This window comes from Paraburkholderia sp. A1RI-2L (assembly GCF_048957375.1).
Taxonomy (GTDB): domain Bacteria; phylum Pseudomonadota; class Gammaproteobacteria; order Burkholderiales; family Burkholderiaceae; genus Paraburkholderia.
The window spans coordinates 327,545-349,862 of record NZ_JARBTA010000001.1 but is presented as its reverse complement, the minus strand read 5'-3'; the positions used below and the strand labels follow the sequence as shown (position 1 = coordinate 349,862).

At 65.0% G+C, this 22,318-nt stretch carries 21 protein-coding genes; 10 read left to right on the top strand and 11 right to left on the bottom strand.

Going from position 1 to position 22,318, the window contains the following annotated elements; all coding sequences use genetic code 11:
• Positions 1 to 181: 181 nt before the first annotated feature.
• From PWP93_RS01610 to PWP93_RS01595, 4 genes are all read right to left on the bottom strand, one after another.
• The gene (locus PWP93_RS01610) at positions 182 to 385 is read right to left on the bottom strand and encodes a hypothetical protein (protein ID WP_421043221.1); all 204 of its coding nucleotides are present in this window, start codon (positions 383 to 385) and stop codon (positions 182 to 184) included.
• An 87-nt stretch (positions 386 to 472) separates the two neighbouring features.
• Entirely contained in the window at positions 473 to 703 is a 231-nt protein-coding gene (locus PWP93_RS01605; RefSeq protein WP_421043220.1) for a hypothetical protein, read from the bottom strand.
• A gap of 227 nt (positions 704 to 930) precedes the next feature.
• A complete protein-coding gene (gene ispH, locus PWP93_RS01600; RefSeq protein ID WP_421043219.1) occupies positions 931 to 1,890 on the bottom strand; it encodes a 4-hydroxy-3-methylbut-2-enyl diphosphate reductase in 960 nt (319 codons plus the stop codon).
• Positions 1,891 to 1,895: 5 nt separating this feature from the next.
• Positions 1,896 to 2,351 (bottom strand): FKBP-type peptidyl-prolyl cis-trans isomerase, encoded by a 456-nt coding sequence (locus tag PWP93_RS01595; RefSeq protein WP_421043218.1) that lies wholly within the window; start codon positions 2,349 to 2,351, stop codon positions 1,896 to 1,898.
• 160 nt (positions 2,352 to 2,511) lie between these two features.
• Here PWP93_RS01595 and radC point away from each other — a divergent pair, with 160 nt between their 5' ends.
• The 4 genes from radC (at position 2,512) to nadB (ending at position 5,813) form a co-directional block, all read left to right on the top strand.
• Positions 2,512 to 3,309, top strand: coding sequence for a RadC family protein (gene radC / locus PWP93_RS01590; RefSeq protein WP_421043217.1), 798 nt, complete (start codon positions 2,512 to 2,514; stop codon positions 3,307 to 3,309).
• Between the two features lie 274 nt (positions 3,310 to 3,583).
• Positions 3,584 to 3,817, top strand: a complete 234-nt coding sequence (gene rpmB, locus PWP93_RS01585) for a 50S ribosomal protein L28 (RefSeq protein ID WP_027794135.1) — start codon at positions 3,584 to 3,586, stop codon at positions 3,815 to 3,817.
• A 10-nt stretch (positions 3,818 to 3,827) separates the two neighbouring features.
• Complete coding sequence (rpmG, locus tag PWP93_RS01580) at positions 3,828 to 3,995, top strand: 50S ribosomal protein L33 (protein ID WP_027817504.1); 168 nt, start codon at positions 3,828 to 3,830, stop codon at positions 3,993 to 3,995.
• A gap of 216 nt (positions 3,996 to 4,211) precedes the next feature.
• Positions 4,212 to 5,813, top strand: coding sequence for an L-aspartate oxidase (gene nadB, locus PWP93_RS01575; protein WP_421043216.1), 1,602 nt, complete (start codon positions 4,212 to 4,214; stop codon positions 5,811 to 5,813).
• A 94-nt stretch (positions 5,814 to 5,907) separates the two neighbouring features.
• Here the strand turns inward: nadB and nadC are convergent, their stop codons facing one another.
• The 6 genes from nadC to purN all read right to left on the bottom strand — a co-directional run bounded on the left by nadC (position 5,908) and on the right by purN (position 13,260).
• Positions 5,908 to 6,822, bottom strand: a complete 915-nt coding sequence (gene nadC, locus PWP93_RS01570) for a carboxylating nicotinate-nucleotide diphosphorylase (protein WP_421044980.1) — start codon at positions 6,820 to 6,822, stop codon at positions 5,908 to 5,910.
• A complete protein-coding gene (gene nadA, locus PWP93_RS01565; protein WP_421043215.1) occupies positions 6,822 to 7,952 on the bottom strand; it encodes a quinolinate synthase NadA in 1,131 nt (376 codons plus the stop codon). The genes nadC and nadA overlap by 1 nt, the downstream gene beginning before the upstream one ends.
• 226 nt (positions 7,953 to 8,178) lie before the next feature.
• Entirely contained in the window at positions 8,179 to 9,375 is a 1,197-nt protein-coding gene (locus PWP93_RS01560) for a DesA family fatty acid desaturase (protein WP_421043214.1), read from the bottom strand.
• A gap of 304 nt (positions 9,376 to 9,679) precedes the next feature.
• A complete protein-coding gene (locus PWP93_RS01555) occupies positions 9,680 to 11,122 on the bottom strand; it encodes a mechanosensitive ion channel family protein (RefSeq protein ID WP_421043213.1) in 1,443 nt (480 codons plus the stop codon).
• A gap of 36 nt (positions 11,123 to 11,158) precedes the next feature.
• Complete coding sequence (locus PWP93_RS01550) at positions 11,159 to 12,550, bottom strand: RsmB/NOP family class I SAM-dependent RNA methyltransferase (RefSeq protein WP_421024584.1); 1,392 nt, start codon at positions 12,548 to 12,550, stop codon at positions 11,159 to 11,161.
• Positions 12,547 to 13,260 carry a phosphoribosylglycinamide formyltransferase gene (gene purN, locus PWP93_RS01545; RefSeq protein ID WP_421043212.1) on the bottom strand — a complete coding sequence of 238 codons (714 nt, stop codon included), beginning with the start codon at positions 13,258 to 13,260 and terminating at the stop codon, positions 12,547 to 12,549. Before purN ends, PWP93_RS01550 begins: the two co-directional genes overlap by 4 nt.
• 176 nt (positions 13,261 to 13,436) lie before the next feature.
• Between purN and PWP93_RS01540 the strand changes: the two genes are divergently transcribed.
• The 6 genes from PWP93_RS01540 to dut all read left to right on the top strand — a co-directional run bounded on the left by PWP93_RS01540 (position 13,437) and on the right by dut (position 20,805).
• Positions 13,437 to 14,432, top strand: coding sequence for a bifunctional riboflavin kinase/FAD synthetase (locus PWP93_RS01540; protein ID WP_421043211.1), 996 nt, complete (start codon positions 13,437 to 13,439; stop codon positions 14,430 to 14,432).
• Between the two features lie 170 nt (positions 14,433 to 14,602).
• A complete protein-coding gene (gene ileS / locus PWP93_RS01535) occupies positions 14,603 to 17,455 on the top strand; it encodes an isoleucine--tRNA ligase (RefSeq protein ID WP_421043210.1) in 2,853 nt (950 codons plus the stop codon).
• Positions 17,455 to 17,973 carry a signal peptidase II gene (gene lspA / locus PWP93_RS01530; protein ID WP_421024588.1) on the top strand — a complete coding sequence of 173 codons (519 nt, stop codon included), beginning with the start codon at positions 17,455 to 17,457 and terminating at the stop codon, positions 17,971 to 17,973. The genes ileS and lspA overlap by 1 nt, the downstream gene beginning before the upstream one ends.
• Positions 17,974 to 18,020: 47 nt before the next feature.
• Positions 18,021 to 19,232, top strand: a complete 1,212-nt coding sequence (gene coaBC / locus PWP93_RS01525) for a bifunctional phosphopantothenoylcysteine decarboxylase/phosphopantothenate--cysteine ligase CoaBC (RefSeq protein ID WP_421044979.1) — start codon at positions 18,021 to 18,023, stop codon at positions 19,230 to 19,232.
• A 67-nt stretch (positions 19,233 to 19,299) separates the two neighbouring features.
• Positions 19,300 to 20,337: an LLM class flavin-dependent oxidoreductase gene (locus PWP93_RS01520; RefSeq protein ID WP_421043209.1), complete on the top strand. Its 1,038-nt coding sequence runs from the start codon at positions 19,300 to 19,302 to the stop codon at positions 20,335 to 20,337.
• A 21-nt stretch (positions 20,338 to 20,358) separates the two neighbouring features.
• Positions 20,359 to 20,805, top strand: a complete 447-nt coding sequence (gene dut / locus PWP93_RS01515; RefSeq protein ID WP_413187094.1) for a dUTP diphosphatase — start codon at positions 20,359 to 20,361, stop codon at positions 20,803 to 20,805.
• A gap of 89 nt (positions 20,806 to 20,894) precedes the next feature.
• Here the strand turns inward: dut and PWP93_RS01510 are convergent, their stop codons facing one another.
• A complete protein-coding gene (locus PWP93_RS01510) occupies positions 20,895 to 22,307 on the bottom strand; it encodes an amino acid permease (RefSeq protein WP_421043208.1) in 1,413 nt (470 codons plus the stop codon).
• Positions 22,308 to 22,318 lie beyond the last annotated feature (11 nt).

Below are 22,318 nucleotides of genomic sequence, written 5' to 3'. Positions count from 1 at the left end.
CGCGCTCGTCATCGGCCGGTGGGCGATGTTTTACGGAACCACAACGACACTCTCGGGTACTGAAGTAAAAGACCGGTAAAGGTTGGCCACACCCAGTTCGCTTTGCTGCTGTGTTGCAGCGGCAGGCTCGCCGGAAGCGGATGCAAAAACGGCACCGTCGGATGGTTCGGTGCCGTCGGGTTCAACAACTGCCTGTCACATTCGCAGCAACGCCTGCGCCGCGGACCTTGCGGCCAGCCTTGCATACGTTGTACGTCATGACTCCCTGCTTGGGCGCAATGATCGAGATTGCGCTCGTGCCCGCTTCGACACTGCGGACGAACCACGTCTGGTGCGTTGCAACCGCAGCCGCCGAAGGCGCGGCAAAAGCAAACTCGACTTGCATTAATCAGGTCTCCTGCGCCTTCCGAAATGCTTGCCTGGAGGGCCTCACAAGGACATTCCCCCCAGAACGCGCGCATTGTAACGCCAATTATGCGGCAGGCAATATTATTGAACCGACAGGGTTTTCCTGCATTGCAACCTCTTTTTGAAATGAGAAGGCCACTGAGGTTGCACCCATGGTTGCGCCATATTTCAGTGCATCAGTTGCACCAAAATCTCCCACGTATGCATCAAGTGTTGTTTCGCCTTTGCGCGATGCTTTACCAGGCGGGCCTCGCTCACATCGTTTTGCGGATTTAAGTAGATGCTGGGATTCCACACCAAATCAGTGCACAGGTGATCAGGACTGTCTCAGCCTCTCAAAAAACGGGGTCACACCACTGAATTGAACCCTGCCCTCTAGCGAAAACACTAATACGACCAGGCTGAAACAAGGCGGTTTACCTCACATTTCTCACGATACCGCCCTATTTAATGATTTCAGCAACAATAAAAAAAAGCGCACCGTCGGTGCGCTTTCTTCTGAAGCCGGAGTCGAGGCCCGATTCAGGCGGACTGCCCGAGACCCCGCGGCAGCGGAAATGCAATGCTTTCTTCGATGCCCTCGAGCGCGCGAACATTGCTCACGCCCAGTTCGCGCAAACGCTCGATGATCTGCTGCGCGAGCGCCTCGGGCGCCGATGCACCCGCGGTCAGGCCGATGCGGCGCTTGCCTTCGAGCCAGCGAGGATCGATCTGGTCCGGCGCATCCACCATATAGGCGGGAATGCCGCGCTTTTCCGCAACTTCGCGCAGACGGTTCGAATTGGAACTGTTCGGGCTGCCCACCACGATCACGACGTCGCACTGCGGCGCCATGAACTTGACCGCGTCCTGGCGGTTCTGCGTGGCGTAGCAGATGTCCTGCTTCTTGGGCTCGCGAATATCGGGAAAGCGCTGCTTGAGCGCGGCGATGATATCGGCGGCATCGTCAACGGAGAGCGTGGTCTGCGTGACGAACGCCACGCGCTGCGGATCGCGCAGGGTGAGCGCGCCCACGTCGGCGATATCCTCGACCAGATACATGCCCTCGCCCACCTGGCCCATGGTGCCTTCGACTTCCGGATGTCCCTTGTGGCCGATCATCACGATGTCGAGGCCTTCCTCGCGCATCTTCGCCACTTCGACGTGCACCTTGGTCACGAGCGGGCAAGTGGCGTCGTAGACGCGCAAACCGCGAGCCTCGGCATCGGCGCGCACGGCCTTGGACACGCCGTGGGCGCTGAAAATGACGGTGTTGCCCGGCGGCACTTCGTCGAGCTGCTCGATGAAGATCGCCCCCTTCTTGCGCAGGTCTTCGACCACGTAGGCGTTATGGACGATCTCGTGGCGCACATAAATGGGCGCGCCGTGCAGTTGAATGGCCCGCTCGACGATCTCGATGGCGCGGTCGACGCCGGCGCAAAACCCGCGCGGCTGGGCGAGCAGAATTTCTGCGTCGGCGAGTTGGGACGTGTCCGTGGTCATGGGCTTTAGAGGATTCCGATGATTTGCACTTCGAACGCAACCGCCTGGCCAGCGAGCGGATGGTTGAAATCGAACAGCGCGGAGCTGTCGTTCACCTCCTTGAGCACGCCGGCGTAGCGGCCGCCGTCGGGGGCGTTGAACTCGACGAGGTCGCCGGGGTTGAACGACTCGCCGATCATCGCGTTGTCGCGCAGCGTCTTGAGCGAGATGCGCTGGATCAGATCGGGATTGCGCTGACCGAAAGCAACGCCGGGTTCTAGCTGAAAGGTGGAGTGGTGCCCCACTTTCAGACCGATCAGAATGTTCTCCAGGGGCGGCGAAAGCTGCCCGACGCCCAGCAGCAGCGTGGCGGGGCGATCGGCAAACGTATTGACGATCTCGGTGCCATCGGCAAGCGAAAGCCGGTAGTTCAGCGTGACGTGGGAACCGGGTTTCACCTCGGAGATGTCGATGATGCTCATGCGGTACTCATTTTCGTCTGGTCGCGAGCGCCACGCGTGCGTGCGGAAGGCGCCCTCGAGGGGCCGGTCCGGCCGCCTTCCTGCGGTCGGAAAACCCGTATTGTAAGCCACATGATTGCCGGGCGGCGGGCGCAAGCGCCGCCCGGCGCGAGGAGATCCTATGTTCGAAATCGCCTGCAACAAGCCGCTTTGGCGCGACAGGGCCGCTTCCGGCGCCGGCGGCGCGCCGCCCGCCCTTGCGTGCGACGTGGCGCGAACCCCGCCGGCCGCTTTGGTCACGGGCAGCGAGCACACTGCGGCGCAGCGCCGCGCAATGCCGCGCGAGCGCCTGCGCGAATCGGGCCCGGCCGCGCTCTCCAACCTCGAACTGGTCGCGCTCGTGCTTGGCTCGGGTCTGCGAGGTCACAATGTGTTCGACGTGGCCAGATCGTTGCTGGTGCATTTCGGATCGCTGCGCGCCATGCTCGACGCGCAGCGCGAGGAATTTGAAGGCTTGCACGGCATCGGGCCGGCCAAGGCCTCGAAGCTCGTGGCGGTGCTCGAACTTGCCCGCCGCGCGCTCGCCGAGCAACTGGAAGACAAGCCGTTGATCGATTCACCGGGCGCGGTAGAAGACTATCTGCGCCTGCTGATCGGCGGGCGAGGCTACGAAGTGTTCGTGTGCCTATTTCTCGACGTACGGCACCGGCTGATCCGCACTGAAGAAAGCACGCGCGGCTCGCTCACCCGCATGGCGGTGTACCCGCGCGAGATCGTGCGGCGCGCCTTGATGCTCAATGCGGCAAGCCTGATCGTCGCGCATAATCATCCGTCGGGCGCGGTGCAGCCGAGCGCCAGCGACCGGCGCCTCACGCGGGTGCTGCGCGAGACCCTCGCACTCGTGGAAGTGCAGCTCGTGGACCATTTGATCATCGGCACGCAGGAAACGTTTTCGTTTGCGCAGCACGGCCTCGATTGACCCAGCGGCATCCCAATCATTTCCGGAGCCGGTGTTGAGCGACGCCGCAGCAGTATTTGCAAATCGCGTTTGATTTTCCAGGCGTTTTCCTGCTAGAATTCTGGTTTGCCTATTTCCAACCCTGTTCCGAAGCCCGTCGCGGCATTCCAGGGGAAATACGGCCTGGGTTCGAGGTTGTCTCTCATCCATACGTGAGCGCGCTCTTATTCCGGCCATTTCTCGCCTGGGAAACTTAAGCGGCTCTCGAACTCAGAATTTCCGTAGGAGTGCACTCATGGCACGTGTATGCCAAGTCACTGGGAAAGCGCCGATGAGCGGCAACAACGTTTCCCACGCAAACAACAAAACCAAGCGCCGTTTCCTCCCGAATCTGCAAAACCGCCGTTTCTGGGTTGAAAGCGAAAACCGTTGGGTGCGTCTGCGCATCTCGAACGCAGGCCTGCGCCTGATCGACAAGAACGGCATCGACTCCGTGCTCGCAGACCTGCGCGCACGCGGCGAACTGTAAGGAGTAAATCATGGCCAAGGGCATCCGCGACAAGATCAAGCTCGAGTCGACCGCAGGTACGGGTCACTTCTACACGACCACCAAGAACAAGCGCAACATGCCGGAAAAAATGTCGATCAAGAAGTTCGACCCGGTTGTTCGCAAGCACGTCGAGTACAAGGAAACCAAGATCAAGTAATTGATCGGGTTTCGAGCCTGACGAAGACAGAAAACCCCGCCTTCTGGCGGGGTTTTTCTTTTTGCGCCACATGTGTGCTTTTCGTCCGCTCCCCTATCGGAGTATGCTTCCCGCTTTACCGGCCGCCCACGGGCGCGCCATCTTCAAAAGTCGGCTCCCGCGCGGCTTCGGGCGGTACCAGACAGAGCAGAACACGAGAGACGGAGAGGCAGGACCATGAATTTCGATGTAGCGATCGTCGGCAGCGGACTGGCGGGACTAAGTGTTGCGCTGAACCTCGCGGATTCGCGCCGCGTGGTATTGATCGCCAAGCGCGCCATGACCGAGGGCGCAAGCGACCGCGCGCAGGGCGGCATCGCCGCAGTGCTCGACTCGGCCGACAGCGTGGAAAACCACGTCGACGACACGCTCGTCGCCGGCGGCGGTCTGTGCGAGGAAGCCGCCACGCGCTATATCGTCGAGCATGGCCGCGAGGCCATCGAGTGGCTGATTGGCCAGGAGGTGCCGTTCACCAAGGACGCCGCCGCCGAACTCGGCTTCCATCTCACGCGCGAAGGTGGCCATAGCCACCGGCGCATCATTCACGCCGCCGATGCCACCGGCCATGCCGTCGTGCAAACGCTGCTCGAACGCGCCCGCCAGCACCCGAACATCACAATCCTCGAAGATCACCAGGCGATCGACGTCATCACGTCCGATCGCCTCGGCCTGCCGGGCCGCCGCTGCCACGGACTCTACGCGCTCGATCTGCAGAACGACCGCACGGTGACGATCCAGGCACCGCATACGGTGCTGGCCACGGGCGGCGCGGGCAAGGTTTACCTCTACACGACCAACCCCGACACGGCCACCGGGGACGGCATCGCCATGGCGTGGCGCGCGGGTTGCCGGGTCGCGAACATGGAGTTCATCCAGTTCCACCCCACTTGCCTGTTCCACCCACACGCCAAGTCCTTCCTGATTTCCGAGGCCGTACGCGGCGAAGGCGGCGTGCTGCGCCTGCCCGACGGCACGCGCTTCATGCCCGCGCACGACGCGCGCGCGGAGCTCGCGCCGCGCGATATCGTCGCGCGCGCGATCGACTTCGAGATCAAGAAACACGGCATCGACTGCGTGCATCTGGATATCAGCCATCAGCCGCTGGCGTTCCTCGAAGAGCACTTTCCGACGATCCTCGCGCGCTGCCGCGAGTTCGGCATCGACATCGCCAAAGAGCCCATCCCGGTCGTGCCCGCTGCGCACTACACCTGCGGCGGCGTCGTCACCGACCTGGCCGGGCGCACCGACCTCGCAGGGCTCTATGCGGTTGGCGAGACGTCGTACACGGGCCTGCACGGCGCCAACCGGCTCGCCAGCAACTCGCTGCTCGAATGCCTCGTGATCGGCCGTTCGGCTGCCGAGGCGATCGAAGCCGAAGGCTTCAGCGCGGGCGCGCACGCCCCGCTGCCCGACTGGGACGAAAGCCGCGTCTCCGATTCCGACGAGGAAGTCGTGGTTGCTCACAACTGGGACGAGCTGCGCCGCCTCATGTGGAACTACGTGGGCATCGTGCGCACCGACAAGCGCCTCGAGCGCGCGCAGCACCGCATCGCCCTCCTGCGCGACGAGATCCTCGAGTACTACGCGAACTTCCGCGTGACGCGGGATCTGCTGGAGCTGCGCAATCTGGTCGACGTGGCGTCGCTGATCGTCGAAAGCGCGCGCTCGCGCCGCGAGAGCCGCGGCCTGCACTACAGCCGCGACTGGCCGGGCACGCTGCCCAAGGCGCTGCCGACCGTACTCTCGCCGGAGCGCGTGCGCAATCGCACCGTGTCGTAAAGCAGCGAAGGCTCGACAGAGCCTTCGGCCCAGCAAAAAGGCCGCCTCTCGCGAGGCGGCCTTTTTCGTTCCGCACTGGTGGAACGCAGCGCGCTCAGACGATACGCATCGAATAGTCCGTGGCCCGCACGTCCTTGGTCAATGCGCCGATCGAAACGCGATCCACGCCCGTCTCCGCAATCGTGCGCACCGTATCGAAGTTCACGCCGCCCGAGACTTCGAGCACCGCGCGCCCCGCCGTGCGCGTGACCGCCTCGCGCATCATCTCGAACGAGAAGTTGTCGAGCAGCACCGACTTTGCGCCATGCGCGAGCGCCGCATCGAGCTGTTCGAGCGTCTCGACTTCGATCTGGATCGGCACGCCGGCATTCAGGGCGATCGCCGCGTCCATCGCCGCGCCGACACCGCCGGCCGCCGCGATATGGTTTTCCTTGATCAGAATGCCATCGTAAAGCGCGAGGCGCTGGTTCACGCCGCCGCCCACGCGCACCGCGTACTTCTGCGCGAGGCGCAGGCCCGGCAGCGTCTTGCGCGTGTCGAGAATGCGCGTTTGCGTGTGCGCGATCATATCGACGTAGCGGCGGGTCACGGTCGCCACGCCCGAGAGCAGTTGCAGGAAATTCAACGCGTTGCGCTCGGCCGTGAGAAGCTCACGCGCCGGGCCGCGCAACGAGCAGACAATGCTGTCCGCCGTCATGCGCTCGCCCTCGCGATAGTGCCAGCGCACCTCGATGCGCGGGTCGACGCGCTTCACCACGCCATCGAACCACAGCACGCCGCACAGCACCGCGTCCTCGCGCACGATGATGCGCGCATCGCGCACTTCGTCCGCGGGCACGAGACGGCCCGTCTGGTCGAGCGGGCCGACGTCTTCCTCGAGCGCATCCGCCACATTTCGCGCAATCGCGGCGTCGAACGCCGCGCCGTACTGCGCGCGGACTTCGCCGAGCACGGGCGCGACGGCGTCCGCTGCGCGCAATTCGCGCGCGCCTTCCTTCAAATTCGTCATCACGCCGCCCCCACCTGCGAGAACAGTGCGGTATCGCGCGCGAGGTCGCCGCTCGCCTGCACGCGGCGCTTGTGTTCGGCGGCGAACGCGAGCATGCGGTCGATCGGCAGGCGCGCCCGCTCGCCAATCGCAGCATCCACGAAAATCTCGTTGTGGCCGCGCTCGAGCACGTCGGCGAGATTCGAGAGACCGTTCATGGCCATCCACGGGCAATGCGCGCAGCTCTTGCAGGTCGCGCTGTTGCCGGCCGTGGGCGCCTCGATGAAGATCTTGCCCGGCGCCGCGAGCCGCATCTTGTGCAGGATGCCGAGATCGGTCGCGACGATGAAACGCTGCGCATCGAGCTTCACCGCAGCGTCGATCAATTGCGTGGTCGAGCCGACCACGTCCGCCAGCGCAACAACCGCCCCAGGCGATTCGGGGTGCACGAGCACCTTGGCATCGGGATATTCGGCGCGCAGCAAATCGAGCTCAATGCCCTTGAATTCGTCGTGCACGAGACACGAGCCCTGCCACAGCAGCATGTCGGCGCCGGTCTTCTTCTGGATGTAGTTGCCCAGATGGCGATCAGGGGCCCAAAGGATCTTCTCGCCCTTCGCGTGCAGATGAGCGACGATCTCCAGGCCGATCGAGGAAGTCACCATCCAGTCCGCGCGAGCCTTCACAGCCGCGCTGGTGTTTGCATAGACCACCACGGTGCGATCGGGATGCGCGTCGCAGAACGCGGAAAATTCATCGACGGGGCAGCCGAGGTCGAGCGAGCAAGTCGCGTCGAGGTCCGGCATCAGGATGCGCTTGTTGGGACTCAGAATCTTCGCGGTCTCTCCCATGAAGCGCACGCCCGCCACCACAAGTGTCTGCGCCTCGTGATCGCGGCCGAAACGCGCCATCTCGAGCGAATCGGCTACGCAGCCGCCCGTTTCATCCGCCAGCTCCTGCAATTCAGGATCGACATAATAGTGCGCGACGAGCACCGCTTTTTCGCGCTTGAGCAATGCGCGAATGCGCTCCTTCAATGCAACGCGCTCCGCTGCGCCGGGTGCGTCGGGCACCTTCGCCCACGCCTGCCCGACGCCGCAGACGGCACCCTGCGGCCGGTCGTACTCGACCTTCCTGATTGCCTGACTCATGATCTCCTCTGTCGGCCAAAGTGGGAGCAAAGCGCTTACTCCGGCCCCATGCACATGTTACGGTCCTGCCGATCGCTGCAGTCCCAGGCCGGTGCAAGACACCGGCTTTTTTCCGCAGCCCCAAAAGAAAAACCCCGCCAGCGCGGGGTTTTGTGACGTACCTGAATTCTAATGGATTTTTTCGAGACTCACGCAGGACGCAGTGGCCGAAAAAACCAGCGAGAAATCAGGCGTAGCGGCGCAGACGCGACGCAAACTCCTGAAGCGCCTTGATACCGCTTTGCTCGGCGCGGTGGCACCAATCCTGGAGCTGCGTCAGCAGTTGCTCGCGCGAGGCGCTCGAGCGCTCCCAAATGGCCGATAGTTCGTTGCGCAGTTCGATGTACGTGCGCAGCTTCTGGCTATTCGCGAAGATCTGCGGCAATTGACGCTTCTGCGGTTCGTTCAGGCTGGACTCCTCCTTGTCGAACCAGTTGCGCGCGCCGCGCATGAGCTTGTACTTCTCGCGCTCGCCCACCTCCTTCAGGTGCGCGAGCTCCTGGCGATACGCCAGCTTCACGGCCTTCGCGTAACGCGCCATCACTTCGTAGCGGTTCGAAAGCACGGCCTGGAGCGTCTCGTGGTCGGCCACGAGCTTGCCCTTGGTGAGGCGCGGCGTGGGCGCGACCTTCTTGACCTTGGCAAGACCGACTGCCTGCATCATGCGGATGTACATCCAGCCGATGTCGAACTCGTACCACTTGTTCGAGAGCTTCGCGGAGGTCGCAAAGGTGTGGTGGTTGTTATGCAGTTCCTCGCCGCCGATGATGATGCCGATCGGCAGCAGGTTCGTGCTCGCATCCGACGAATTGAAGTTGCGATAGCCCCAGAAGTGGCCAAGGCCGTTCACGACGCCGGCGGCCCAGAACGGGATCCAGGCCATCTGCACGGCCCACACCGTAAGACCGACCACGCCGAACAGCGCAACGTCGATCACCATCATGATGCTCACGCCGAGGATCGGGAAGCGCGTGTAGACGTTGCGCTCCATCCAGTCGTTGGGCGTGCCGTGGCTGAAGCGGCGCAGCGTTTCTTCGTTTTTCGCTTCGGCGCGATAGAGTTCGGCGCCTTCGAGCAGCACCTTCCAGAGGCCGCGCGTTTGCGGGCTGTGCGGATCCTCTTCGGTCTCGCACTTGGCGTGGTGCTTGCGATGGATGGCCGCCCACTGCCCCGTGAGCATGCCCGTGGTCATCCACAGCCAGAAACGGAAGAAGTGGCTGGCAATGGGGTGCAGGTCGAGCGCGCGGTGCGCCTGGCAGCGGTGCAGATACACCGTCACGCCAATGATCGTGATGTGGGTGACCACAGCCACGAACAGCAGGATCTGCCACCACGAGAAATGCAGCATCCCGTGGGCAAGGAAATCAAGCAGGGAATTCAACAAGGTTTTTACCCGTGAAACGAAGCGCACCGGCCTTTCAGGCCCGCGCCGATGTCAAGAAAATGAAAGCGGCCAGGAGGGGTTGGACGGCATTCTACTAGAACCGTTCCAAGTGTTTGTAACAAATAGAGATTTTTTTCCCAAATGGCCGCGACGTCAATTGCCGGACACACATTTGAGGCTGTTTGTCACACCTGTCCGAGACTTTCCCCAGCCTTCGAACCCCATTTCATCGTTTGCCGCCGCGTCTGGCAGCCACAGGATCGCAGCTGCGCCTTAACCTGGCCTTAAGTTGCCGCAAGTAACCTCAAGTGGCCAGGGCGACGTTACCCGGCGCGGGCATCGGCCGATGGACAAGGCGCACATCACGCTGCGCCGGCGGAATGGCGATCCCGTGCTCACCGAATAGCCGCCACACGTTGCGGTTCACATCCGAACGCACGCCGGTCGTACCGATCGCCGCATCCTCGATCCAGAACGCCAGTTCCAGCAACGCCCCGTCGCTTCCGAACTCGACCAGAGCGGCCGTCGGCACCGGATCGGCGCAGACTCGTTTGACGCCTTGCCCGGCAAGGGCGAGCAATTGCAGCGCCAGTTCCAGGTTCGATGTGTACGCCACCCGAACGGACAATTTCGCATAGCCCCGAGTCAAATAAGACGAGTGATTCTGCACCACGTCGGTAATCAGCTTTTCGTTGGGGATCAGCGTCTCGATGCCGTCGAGGCTGCGCACGACCGTGTAACGGCGGCGGATCTGCGTGACCCGGCCCTGAATTCCACCCACGCTGATGGTGTCGCCAATACGCAACGACCGGTCCGCCAGCACAATGAAGCCCGATACATAGTTGCTGGCGATTTTCTGCAACCCGAAGCCAAGACCCACGCCGAGCGCCCCGCTGAATACGCCCAGCACGGTCAGGTCGATGCCGACCATCGACAGGCTCATCACGATCGCCGTCAGTACGAATGCCCCGCGCCCCACGCGAACCGAAAAAACCTTCAGATTCGCGTCGAGCTTCGGCGAGCGCATGATGCGGTCCTCGAAGGCAATCCCGATCCACAGCGCCAGAACGAGCATCACGCTCACGGAGAGCATGGCCTGTGCGACTGCCAGCAACGTGAAATGCGTCTGGCCGACCGCGATCCGCACGTTGGATGACCAGCGCAGGACGTCGTCGTCGAGGCCCAGCACGCGCAACAGCACGCCGACCCACACGACGATGGTTGTGATGCCTTCGCTCACCACGAGCAGCCTGCGCGTGCGCCGGTCGCGCCCGAACACCCGTCGCAGGAGAAAGAAAGCCAGATAGATCAGGCCGATACCGACCAAGGGAACCAGTGCGAGATCGAGCAGCGCCGTCGACATGAAGGGCCGCGCGAGCTGCCGGACCGGCACGATCAGCGCGGCAGCGCACAGCCAGAAAATGGCCCGGTAAAGGCTTTCCATTCCAAAGTGCCGCCCGTCTCGCTGCCCAGGCGCCCGCCGCTGGAAAAACCGCCGCGCCAGCAAGGCAAGCGTCCAGGCAACCACGAGCAAGCCAGCAAGGATCAGGAGTTGCCAGCGCGTTTGCGGCAGCACGAAGAGCGAGGCGGCGCGATTGATCAGTGACGAAAGGCTGCTGTTCATGCGGTGCAACAATGTGCAAAAGAGGCGCTGATCGTAACCCCTCGGCGCTGCGCGTCGCCATGCATGCCGCTCAAGGAAAGCCGCAAAAAGAGCCTGAAATGACGCGGGGCCGTCCAGCTCCACCGGACGGCCCCGCGCGATCTGCCTCTAACCGTTCGCTTACTTCAGCGCCGCGTCCGGCTCGTCGGCTTCCGACTGCTGCGCCTTCGCGATAGCGTCGGCGGCTTCGGTCACGGCGGCAGCCTCGTCCGGCGTCGTGGCGGCGCCGGCCTGCTTCGTCTTCGGCTGCGCTTCGCCGCGGCGCTCCAGCACGGCCGCAAAGAAACCGTCCGTCGCATGGCGGTGCGGCCACATCGAGAGATATTCGCCGGTGTCGAGGCCCACGCGCTGGTCCGCGAGCACGTCGCGCGCGCTTACCAGCACGAAGTCGGGATGGGCTTCCAGGAACTGCTTCACGACCGCTTCGTTCTCGGCTTCGAGAATGCTGCAGGTCGCATAGACGAGGCGGCCGCCGCGCTTGAGCAGCCGCGCCGCGCTCGTGAGAATCGAAAGCTGCTTGGGCGCGAGCTCGGCGATCGACTCCGGCGACTGGCGCCACTTGAGGTCGGGATTGCGGCGCAGGGTGCCGAGACCCGAGCACGGTGCATCCACGAGCACGCGGTCGATCTTGCCGATGAGCCGCTTGATCTTGGCGTCGTGCTCGCTGTCGATCAGCACCGGATTCACGTTCGACAAGCCGCTGCGCGCGAGGCGCGGCTTGAGCTTCGCGAGGCGCCGTTCGGAAATGTCGAACGCATAGAGGCGGCCCGTCGAGCGCATCATCGCGCCCAGCGCGAGTGTCTTGCCACCCGCACCCGCGCAGAAGTCCACCACCATCTCGCCACGGCGGGGCGCCACGAGCGAGCACAGCAGCTGGCTGCCCTCGTCCTGCACCTCGAACCAGCCTTCCTTGAACGCGTCGAGCTTCGCCAGCGCAGGCTTGCCCGTCACGCGCACGCCGAACGGCGCGAACGGCGTCTCGCCGGCCTCGATGCCGGCCGCGGCCAGCGCGCGCAGCAGCTCGTCGCGGTTCGCCTTGATGGGGTTCGCGCGCAGATCGAGCGGCGCCGGATAATTCAGCGCGGCTGCCAGTTGCGCGAGCTCGGCCGGGTCAAAGCGCGTTTCCAGCGCTTTCATGATCCACTCGGGCAAATTGAGCTGCACGCGCTGCGGCAGGCTCGCCGGGTCGATCTTCGCGACGTGCTCGAGCCAGCTTGCCTCGGCGTCGGACACGAACGGGCGAATCGCCGAGCGCCCGGCCGTCGCCATCAGGCCGAGCAGCGCAAGGCGCCGCGTCGGGCTGCCGGTGCCGCTCTCTGCCAGATGCGCGAACTCCATGCGCCGGCGCAGCACGGCGAACACCGCCTCGGCGATCACGCCGCGCTCGGCATGGCCGAGCTTCGGGTGCTCGCGAAAGAAGCGGCTCGTCACGGCATCAGCGGGACCCGTGAACTTGAGCACGTCGGCCAGCAACGTCTCGGTCTGTCCGATCAGGAAACCATGCAATCTCATGCGCCCTCCCCGGCGTGTGTTGGTGCGCCTGCTTTTACGGCTTGTGCGCCTGTTTTTGCGTTTTCTTCCACGCTGGTCTCGTCAAGGAAGAGCCATTGCGCCTCGGGCGGCGTGAGCGTCACGCGCTCGCCATCGAGCGCGAGGCGCCCTTCGACGAACCAGCGCACCGCACGCGGATAAATCACGTGCTCGGTCTTGAGCACGCGCGCGGCGAGCGCCGCGGCGTCGTCGCCCGTGCGCACCGGCACGGCCGACTGCATCACGATCGGACCATGGTCGAGCGTGGGCGTGACGAAATGGACCGTGGCGCCATGCACGCGGCAGCCCGCGTCAATCGCCTTCTCGTGCGTCTTCAAGCCCGGAAAGCTCGGCAGCAGCGAGGGATGAATATTGAGCATGCGACCCGAATAACGCTGCACGAAGCCCTCGGTGAGCACGCGCATGAAGCCCGCGAGCACGACGAGGTCCGGCGCGTGGCTGTCGATGACCTGAGCGAGCGCCGTGTCGAACGAGGCGCGGTCGGGGTACTGGCAGTGGTCGACGACCGCCGTGGCAATGCCGTGCGACGCGGCGAACGCAAGGCCCGCGGCGTCGGGGCGGTTGGCAACCACGGCGGCGATGCGCGCCGGCCAGGCTTCGTTTGCGCACGCGCGCACGATAGCCTCCATGTTGCTGCCCCGCCCGGAAATCAGGATGACGAGATTTTTCATCCGCGGATTTTATCATCGGGGCGGGCATCCGACGCTCGCGCGGCGGCGATCGTCGCCCCGTGCGTTTATAATCTCCTGTTTAGTCGCGGCCATGGCCGCATCACCGGTATTGATCGGCGCGCATGGCCCGCGCGCACTTTTCCAGGTTCCTTCGGGTTCCTCCAGGTTCCGCTATCGTGAGAGTCTTCCGCGGTCTTCCCAACGCTGAAAGTCGCGCGCCCTGCGCGCTTACCATCGGCAACTTCGACGGTGTCCACCGCGGACATCAAGCGTTGCTTGCGCGCGTGCGCGAGGCCGCCAACGCGCGCGGCCTGCCCGTCTGCGTGATGACCTTCGAGCCGCATCCACGCGAGTTCTTCAATCCGGCCGGCGCCCCGCCGCGCATTGCCATGCTGCGCGACAAGCTCGAAGCGCTGCGCGAGAACGGCGTGGACCGCGTCGTGGTCGAGCATTTCAACCACACATTCGCGAGCCAGTCGCCCGAGACGTTCGTTGAGCGCATCATCGTCGGCGGCCTGCACGCGCGCTGGATGATGATCGGCGACGACTTCCGCTACGGCGCGAAGCGCGCGGGCGACTTCGCCGCGCTCCAGGCCGCCGGCGCGCAGCACGGCTTCGAAGTCGAGCAGATGGCCACCGTGGCCGACCCCTCGGGCGTGCGCATCTCCAGCTCCGCCGTGCGCGCCCAGCTCGCGGCGGGCGACCTGGACGCCGCACGCGCGTCGCTCGGCTGTGGCTACGCGATCAGCGGGCACGTCACGCACGGCCTGAAGCTCGGCCGCGATCTCGGCTTTCCCACGCTGAACCTGCCGATCGGCCATAAGCGCCCGGCGCTCAAGGGCATCTTCGTCGTGCAGGTGCACGGCATCGCCGACGAGCCGCTGCCTGGCGTCGCGAGCCTCGGCGTGCGCCCGACCGTCGACGACACGGGCCGCGTGCTGCTCGAAGTGCATCTGCTCGACTGGCATGGCGACGCCTACGGCAAGCTCGTGCGCGTCGAGTTCCTCAAGAAGCTGCGCGACGAGGAGAAGTTCGCCGACCTCGAAACGCTCACCGCCGCGATTGCACGCGACGTGGCGAACACCCGCGCGTGGTTCGCCGCCGCGGGCGCCAGCGTGGCCGGCAGCCGCTCCACCGGCTTCGCCACCTCGGCCACCGACCGAATTAGGTAAGCCGCGGCCCGCGCGCGCGTCTCGTCCAGCAAGGCTAGACCGCGGCGCGCGCGGGCCGCTCCCCCCCACGGCGCCGCCGCCTCGGCGGTAAGCGGCGCCCAAGGCGACAGTTGCGCGGCACCACCGCAATGCTGACGCCAGGCATCCCCCGAATTCCACGTGATCTCACCATGAGCGACAAGAAAGCATCCTCCGGCAAAGCCGCGCAGAAGTCCGAATCGAAGTACCCCGTCAATCTTCTGGACACCCCGTTCCCGATGCGCGGCGACCTGCCCAAGCGCGAGCCGCAATGGGTCAAGGAGTGGGAAGAAAAAGGCATCTACAAGCAGATCCGCGAGGCCTCGAAGGGCCGCAAGAAGTTCATCCTGCACGACGGTCCGCCGTATGCGAACGGCGACATCCACCTGGGCCACGCGGTCAACAAGATCCTCAAGGACATGATCGTCAAGGCGCGTAATCTCGCCGGCTACGACGCCGTCTACGTGCCGGGCTGGGACTGCCACGGCATGCCGATCGAAATCCAGATCGAGAAGCAGTTCGGCAAGTCGCTGCCGGCCCAGGAAGTGATGAAGAAGGCGCGCGAGTACGCGGCCGGCCAGATCGAGACGCAGAAGGCCGGCTTCAAGCGCCTGGGCGTCCTCGGCGACTGGGACAACCCGTACAAGACCATGAACTTCGTGAACGAGGCGAACGAGATCCGTGCGCTCGCGAAGATCATCGAGAAAGGCTACGTGTTCCGGGGCCTGAAGCCCGTGAACTGGTGCTTCGACTGCGGCTCGGCCCTCGCCGAGGCCGAGGTCGAGTACAAGGACAAGACCGATCCGACCATCGACGTGCTGTTCCCGTTCGCGCAACCCGAGCAGACGGCAGCCGTGTTCGGCCTCGCGGCCCTGCCGCGCGAGGAAGGCGGCATCGTGATCTGGACCACCACGCCGTGGACCATTCCGTCGAACCAGGCGCTCAACGTGCATCCGGAGATCGACTACGCGCTCGTCGACACCGAGCGCGGCCTGCTGATCCTGGCTGTCGAGCGCGTCGAAGCCTGCATGAAGGACTTCGGCCTGACCGGCAAGATCGTCGCCACGACGAAGGGCGAGAAGCTCTCGCTCCTGCGATTCAACCACCCGCTCGCTTCGGCACATCCGGGCTACAAGCGCACTTCGCCGATCTATCTCGGCGATTACGTCACGACCGACACCGGCACGGGCATCGTGCACTCGGCGCCCGCTTACGGCGTGGAAGACTTCGTGTCGTGCAAGGCGCACAACATGGCCGACTCGGACATCATCAGCCCGGTGATGGGCGATGGCCGCTATATCGAATCGCTGCCGCTGTTCGGCGGGCTCACCATCTGGGCCGCGAACCCGAAGATCGTCGACGCGCTCGACGCCGCCGGCACCCTGCTGCGCAGCGAGAAGTACGTGCACAGCTACATGCACTGCTGGCGCCACAAGACGCCCATCATCTACCGCGCCACCTCGCAGTGGTTCGCGGGCATGGACGTCACCCCGAAGGACGGCGGCAAGACCCTGCGCGAGACGGCGCTCGAAGGCATCGAGGCGACCGCGTTCTACCCGTCGTGGGGCAAGCAGCGCCTCTACTCGATGATCGCGAACCGCCCCGACTGGACGCTCTCGCGCCAGCGCCAATGGGGCGTGCCGATGGCGTTCTTCGTGCACAAGGAAACCGGCGAGCTGCATCCGCGCACGCTGGAGCTGCTCGAAGAAGTCGCGAAGCGCGTGGAGAAGGAAGGCATCGAAGCCTGGCAGACGCTCGACGCGCGCGAGCTGATCGGCGACGACGCCAATATGTACGAAAAGAACCGCGACACGCTCGACGTGTGGTTCGACTCGGGCACGACGCACTGGCACGTGCTGCGCGGCTCGCACAAGGACGAGCTCCAGTTCCCGGCCGACCTGTATCTCGAAGGCTCGGATCAGCACCGCGGCTGGTTCCACTCGTCGCTGCTCACGGCTTCGATGCTCGATGGCCGCCCGCCTTACAACGCGCTGCTCACGCACGGCTTCACGGTCGACGGCGAAGGCCGCAAGATGTCGAAGTCGCTCGGCAACGGCGTCGACCCGCATGAGGTCGCGAACCGCCTGGGCGCGGAAATCATCCGCCTGTGGATTGCCTCGACCGACTATTCGGGCGAGCTGGCGATCTCCGAAGAGATTCTCAAGCGCGTGACGGAAGGCTATCGCCGCATCCGCAACACGCTGCGCTTCCTGCTCTCGAACCTGTCGGACTTCGACTTCGAAAAGCATGCGCTACCCGCCGACCAGTGGCTCGAAATCGACCGTTACGCCGTGGCGCTCACGCACACGCTGCAAAACGACGTGCTCGCGCACTACGACCGCTACGAGTTCCACCCGGTCGTGGCAAAGCTGCAGACGTTCTGCTCGGAAGACATGGGCGGCTTCTATCTGGACGTGCTCAAGGACCGCCTGTACACCAGCGCGCCCGATTCGGCCGCGCGCCGCGCCGCGCAGACCGCGCTGCACCACATCACGCACAGCCTCCTGCGCATCCTCGCGCCGTTCCTCTCGTTCACGGCCGAGGAAGCCTGGAAGGTGTTCCAGCCGCAAAGCACGACCATCTTCACCGAGACGTTCCACGCGTTCCCGGATATCGGAGAGGCGCCTGAGCTGATCGCCAAGTGGACGCTCCTGCGCGAAGTGCGCGGCAACGTGACGAAGGCGCTCGAAGAGGCGCGCGTGGCGAACCAGATCGGCTCGTCGCTGCAGGCTGAGGTGCGCATTCTGGCGAGCGGCGCGCGTTACGATGCACTCGCCTCGCTGGGCGAAGACCTCAAGTTCGTGCTGATCACCTCGGCGGCCGAAGTCGTGAAGGTCGAGAGCGAAGCCGACGAAGGCGTCGAAGTCGTCACCTCGAAGTACCTCAAGTGCGAGCGCTGCTGGCACTACTGCGAGGACGTCGGCGCGAACGCCGGGCACCCGGGCCTGTGCGGGCGCTGCGTGGCCAATCTGTTCGGCAACGGCGAAGCGCGGAGCGCGGCATAATGGCCAAAACGACCCTGCCGAAACAGTCGAAGTCGAGCGGCGCGCGCGGCATGCTTGCGCCGTGGCTCGGCATCGCGGTGATCGTGATCCTCGCCGACCAGCTCACGAAGATCGCCATCTCGCGGATGTTCAGCTATGGAGAAGGCCGCGTGGTCACGCCCTTCTTCAATCTCGTGCTGGTCTACAACAAGGGCGCCGCGTTCAGCTTCCTTGCGGCGGCGGGCGGCTGGCAGCGCTGGGCATTCACGGCGCTCGGCGTGGTCGCGGCCATCGTGATCGGCTACCTGCTCAAGCGCCACGCGGGGCAGCGCCTCTTTTGCACCGCGCTCGCGCTAATACTCGGCGGCGCGTTAGGCAATGTGATCGACCGCCTGATGTACGGCCATGTGATCGACTTCCTCGACTTCCATCTGGGCTCGTCGCACTGGCCGGCGTTCAACGTTGCCGACAGCGCGATCACCGTGGGCGCCATCTTGCTGGTGTTCGACGAATTGCGGCGCGTGCGCAAGTCGCATTGAGCGCGCCAGCCCGAGACTGGAGACTTGATTTGAACACCTCCGCTGCAATCGAAGGCGAGCTGGCCGGCCGCCACCTCGTGCTCGGCATGACAGGCGGCATCGCCTGCTACAAGATCGCCGAGCTCACGCGCCTCCTGACCAAGGCCGGCGCGAACGTGCAGGTCGTGATGACCGAGGCGGCCACCCAGTTCATCACGCCGGTCACGATGCAGGCGCTCTCTGGCCGCCCCGTCTACACGAGCCAGTGGGACGGCCGCGTGCCCAACAACATGGCGCACATCGACCTCTCGCGCGAAGCGGACGCCATCGTCATCGCGCCCGCCTCCACCGACTTCATCGCCAAACTCGCCAACGGTTTCGCCGACGACCTGCTCGCCACGCTGTGCGTCGCGCGCGACTGCCCGCTGCTGGTCGTGCCGGCCATGAACCGGCAGATGTGGAACAAGCCGGCCACGCAACGCAACGTCGCGCAACTGCGCGCGGACGGCGTGGAAACGCTCGGCCCCGACTCCGGCCCGCAGGCTTGCGGCGAGGTCGGCGACGGGCGCATGCTGGAGCCGGAAGCCATTTACGAGGCCATCGTCGCCTTCTTCGCGCCCAAGGTGCTGGCAGGCCGCAAGCTGCTGATCACGGCCGGACCGACCTTCGAGCCGCTCGACCCGGTGCGCGGCATCACGAACCGCTCGAGCGGCAAGATGGGCTTCGCGCTCGCGCGCGCGGCGCAGCAAGCCGGCGCCGAAGTGCATCTGGTCGCGGGCCCCGTTGCGCTGCCCACGCCGTGGGGCGTCCGGCGCGAAGACGTGCAGACCGCGCAGCAGATGTACGACGCCGTGATGCGCGAAGCAAGCGATGCCGATGTCTTCATCGGCGTGGCCGCGGTGGCCGACTGGCGCGTCGATCGCGTTGCCGCGCACAAGATCAAGAAGACGGCCGAGCACCGCATGCCGACGTTCAGTTTCGTCGAGAACCCCGACATTCTGGCGTCGGTCGCGGCCATGCCGAATCCGCCGTACTGCGTGGGCTTCGCGGCCGAAAGCGGCGACCTCGAGGTGCACGGCGCAGAAAAGCGCGCGCGCAAGAACGTGCCGCTCCTGATCGGCAACCTCGGCCCGCTGACCTTCGGCCAGGACGAGAACGAAGTCGTGCTGTTCGAAGCCGCCGGCCGCACGCCGCTGCCGCGCGCGGCCAAGCAGGCGCTCGCGCAGACGCTGATCGCCGAAATCGCGCGGCGTCTGCCGGACCCGAGCATCATCTCGTGACGCGCACGCCGGCGCCCTCGGGCGCTGACGCGCCGCGCCGCGAACGAAGTGAAGGAGCAGTACTGCCATGACACTGCTTTCCGTGCTGGACCAGTCGCCCGTGATTGCCGGGCACACCGCGGCGGACGCCATCGCCGCCACCGTCGAACTCGCGCAACTCGCCGACGACCTCGGCTACACGCGTTACTGGTGCGCCGAGCACCATGGCCTGCTGGGTGTATGCAACCCCGCCCCCGAAGTCATGCTCGCGCGCCTGGGCAGCGTGACCCAACGCATCCGCATCGGCTCGGGCGGCATCATGCTGCCCTACTACAGCCCGTTCAAGGTCGCCGAGCAGTTCATGATGCTCGAAGCGCTGTTCCCGGGGCGGGTCGATCTGGGCGTGGGCCGTGCGCCCGGTGGCGACATGCGCACCGCTCAGGCCGTTGCAGCAGGTGCCTACAATCGCGGCGATCAGTTTACGCAGCAGGTGCAGGATCTCGTCGGCCTGATGGACGGCACGCTCGCCGCCGACCACCTCGCGCACGGCGTGGCGCTGCAGCCGCAAATCGCCACGCGGCCGCAGCTCTGGGTGCTGGGTTCGAGCGACTTCGGCGGCGCGCTGGCTGCGCAGCTCGGGCTGCGTTTCTCGTTCGCGCATTTCATCAACGCGCACTTCGGGCACCTGGTGGCCAACGCCTACCGCGACAGCTTCCAGCCCGGCCACGAACCAAAGCCGTATCTCGCGTGCGCGGTATTCGTCATCTGCGCCGACACCGATGCCGAAGCCGCCGACCTCGAAAAGGCCGTCGACCTGCGCCGCGTGCAGATGGCCTACGGCCTGAACGCGCCCATTCCGAGTCTCGAGCAGGGCCGCGCGCAGGAATACGGCGAACGCGAACAGATCGTGATCGACCGCGAAAAGCCGCGCAGCATCATCGGCACGCCCGAACGCGTCACCGAGCGCCTGCACGCGCTCAAGGACAGCTTTCGCGCCGATGAACTCGTCGTGCTGACCGTCGCGGGCAGCTACGAGGCGCGCCTGCGCTCCTACGAACTTCTCGCCGAGGCCTTCCAGTTGCCTCGGAACCGATCCAACCCGGACTCAACGCCGACCCAACCCTGACCCCGATCGAATCGGAGCCTCATGAAAATCGACATCAAGATCCTGAACGAACGCATGCGCGACCAACTGCCCCACTACGCCACGCCGGGCAGCGCCGGCCTCGACCTGCGCGCCTGCCTCGACACGCCAATCACGCTCGAACCCGGCGAAACGAAGCTCGTGCCGACCGGTCTCGCGATCCACCTGGCCGACCCCGGATACGCGGCGCTGATCCTGCCGCGCTCGGGTCTCGGCCACAAGCACGGCATCGTGCTCGGCAATCTCGTTGGTCTGATCGACTCCGACTACCAGGGCGAGCTGATGATCTCCACCTGGAACCGCGGCCACACCACTTTCACGCTCAATCCGATGGAGCGTCTCGCGCAACTCGTGATCGTGCCGGTGGTGCAGGCGCAGTTCAATATCGTCGACGACTTCGAGCAAAGCGAGCGCGGCGCAGGCGGCTTCGGCAGCACGGGCAAGCACTAAGCTCTGAGCGCCGCCCAAACGCGCCTGGCCCCAATCCGGTGCGCCCCTCAGCAACAAAAAAGCACGCTCACGGCGTGCTTTTTTTGCGTTCACAGCGACTCCTGAGCCCGTGCGGCGGGCTGCCTGCGGCGATACCATAGCGCATATGCCGCCACGAGCACCGCGAGAAACCCGAGCCCATATGCGAGCGTCATGCGGAATTCGCGCGTGAACGCCGTGCCGACCAGAATGCCGAGCATCAGCAGCGCTCCCAGCACGCTCGTGAACGGAAAGCCCCACATGCGGAATGCGAGCGGCGAGCTCCCGTCGCGCGCGCGACGCACGCGGAAGAAAATTTGCGTCACGAAGATCATGAACCACGTAAACATTGCGCCGAACATCGCGATCGACATCATCAGCGTGAACGCCGCCTGCGGCCAAAGCGCGTTGAGCACGGCCGCCACGGCGATGCCGATGGTCGACAGCGAGAGCGCCGCGGTCGGTACGCCATTGGGCGTGAGGCGCCCGAACACCGCAGGTGCGTAGCCCGCACGCGAGAGACTGAACATCATGCGCGTGGTGATGTAAAGCTGGCTGTTCATGGCCGAGAGCGCGGCCACAAGCACGATAAAGTTGATCGCCCCGGCCGCGTACGGCACGCCGGTTTCGGCTATCACCTTCACGAACGGGCTCTCGTTGCCGCCCGCCTCGGTCCAGGGGACGATGGCGAGCATCAGCGCGAGCGTGAGCAGATAGAACAGCACGAGGCGCAGCACCGTCGCGCGGAACGCCCGGGTGACGGCACGCGCCGGGTCTTTGGCCTCCGCTGCGGCAACCGCGATGGTTTCCACGCCGAGGTAGCTGAAAAGCGAAACGATCGTGCCCACCCACACGCCCCACCAGCCCTTGGGCAGCAGCCCGCCGTGCGACGTATAGTTCGAGAACCCCACGCCCGAACTGGCGGGCGCGCGCCACACGAACCACGCGCCGAGCACGATGAACGCGACGATCGCCGCGATCTTGAGACTGGAAAAGAGATACTCGATGGTGCCGTAGGCCCGCACGCTCATGGCGTTCACGGCGATCAACGCCGCCGAGAAGCCGACAATCCAGTAGAGCCCCGGCACGTGCGGCAGCCAGAACTTCATGTAGATGGCGATGGCCGCGACTTCAGTGCCCACGGCCAGCACGTAGGCGGACCAGTACGCGTAGCGCACGACGAAGCCGGCCAGCGGGCCGATATAGTGCTCCGCATAGGCGCCGAACGAACCGGAGGTCGGGTGCGCGACGGTCATCTCGGCCAGCGCGCCCATCAGCAACAGCGCGATCAGCGCGCCAATCGCATAGGACACGAGCACGCCCGGCCCGGCAAAGCCGATGGCGAAGCCGCTGCCGAGAAAGAGCCCGGTGCCCACCGCTCCGCCGATGGCGATCATCGTCATCTGGCCCGCGGACAAGCCCTGGCGCAGCCCCTGCTCGCGCTCGACGATGGAGTCGAACGCGCCCGATTTACGTGGTACCACTATTGCACCCC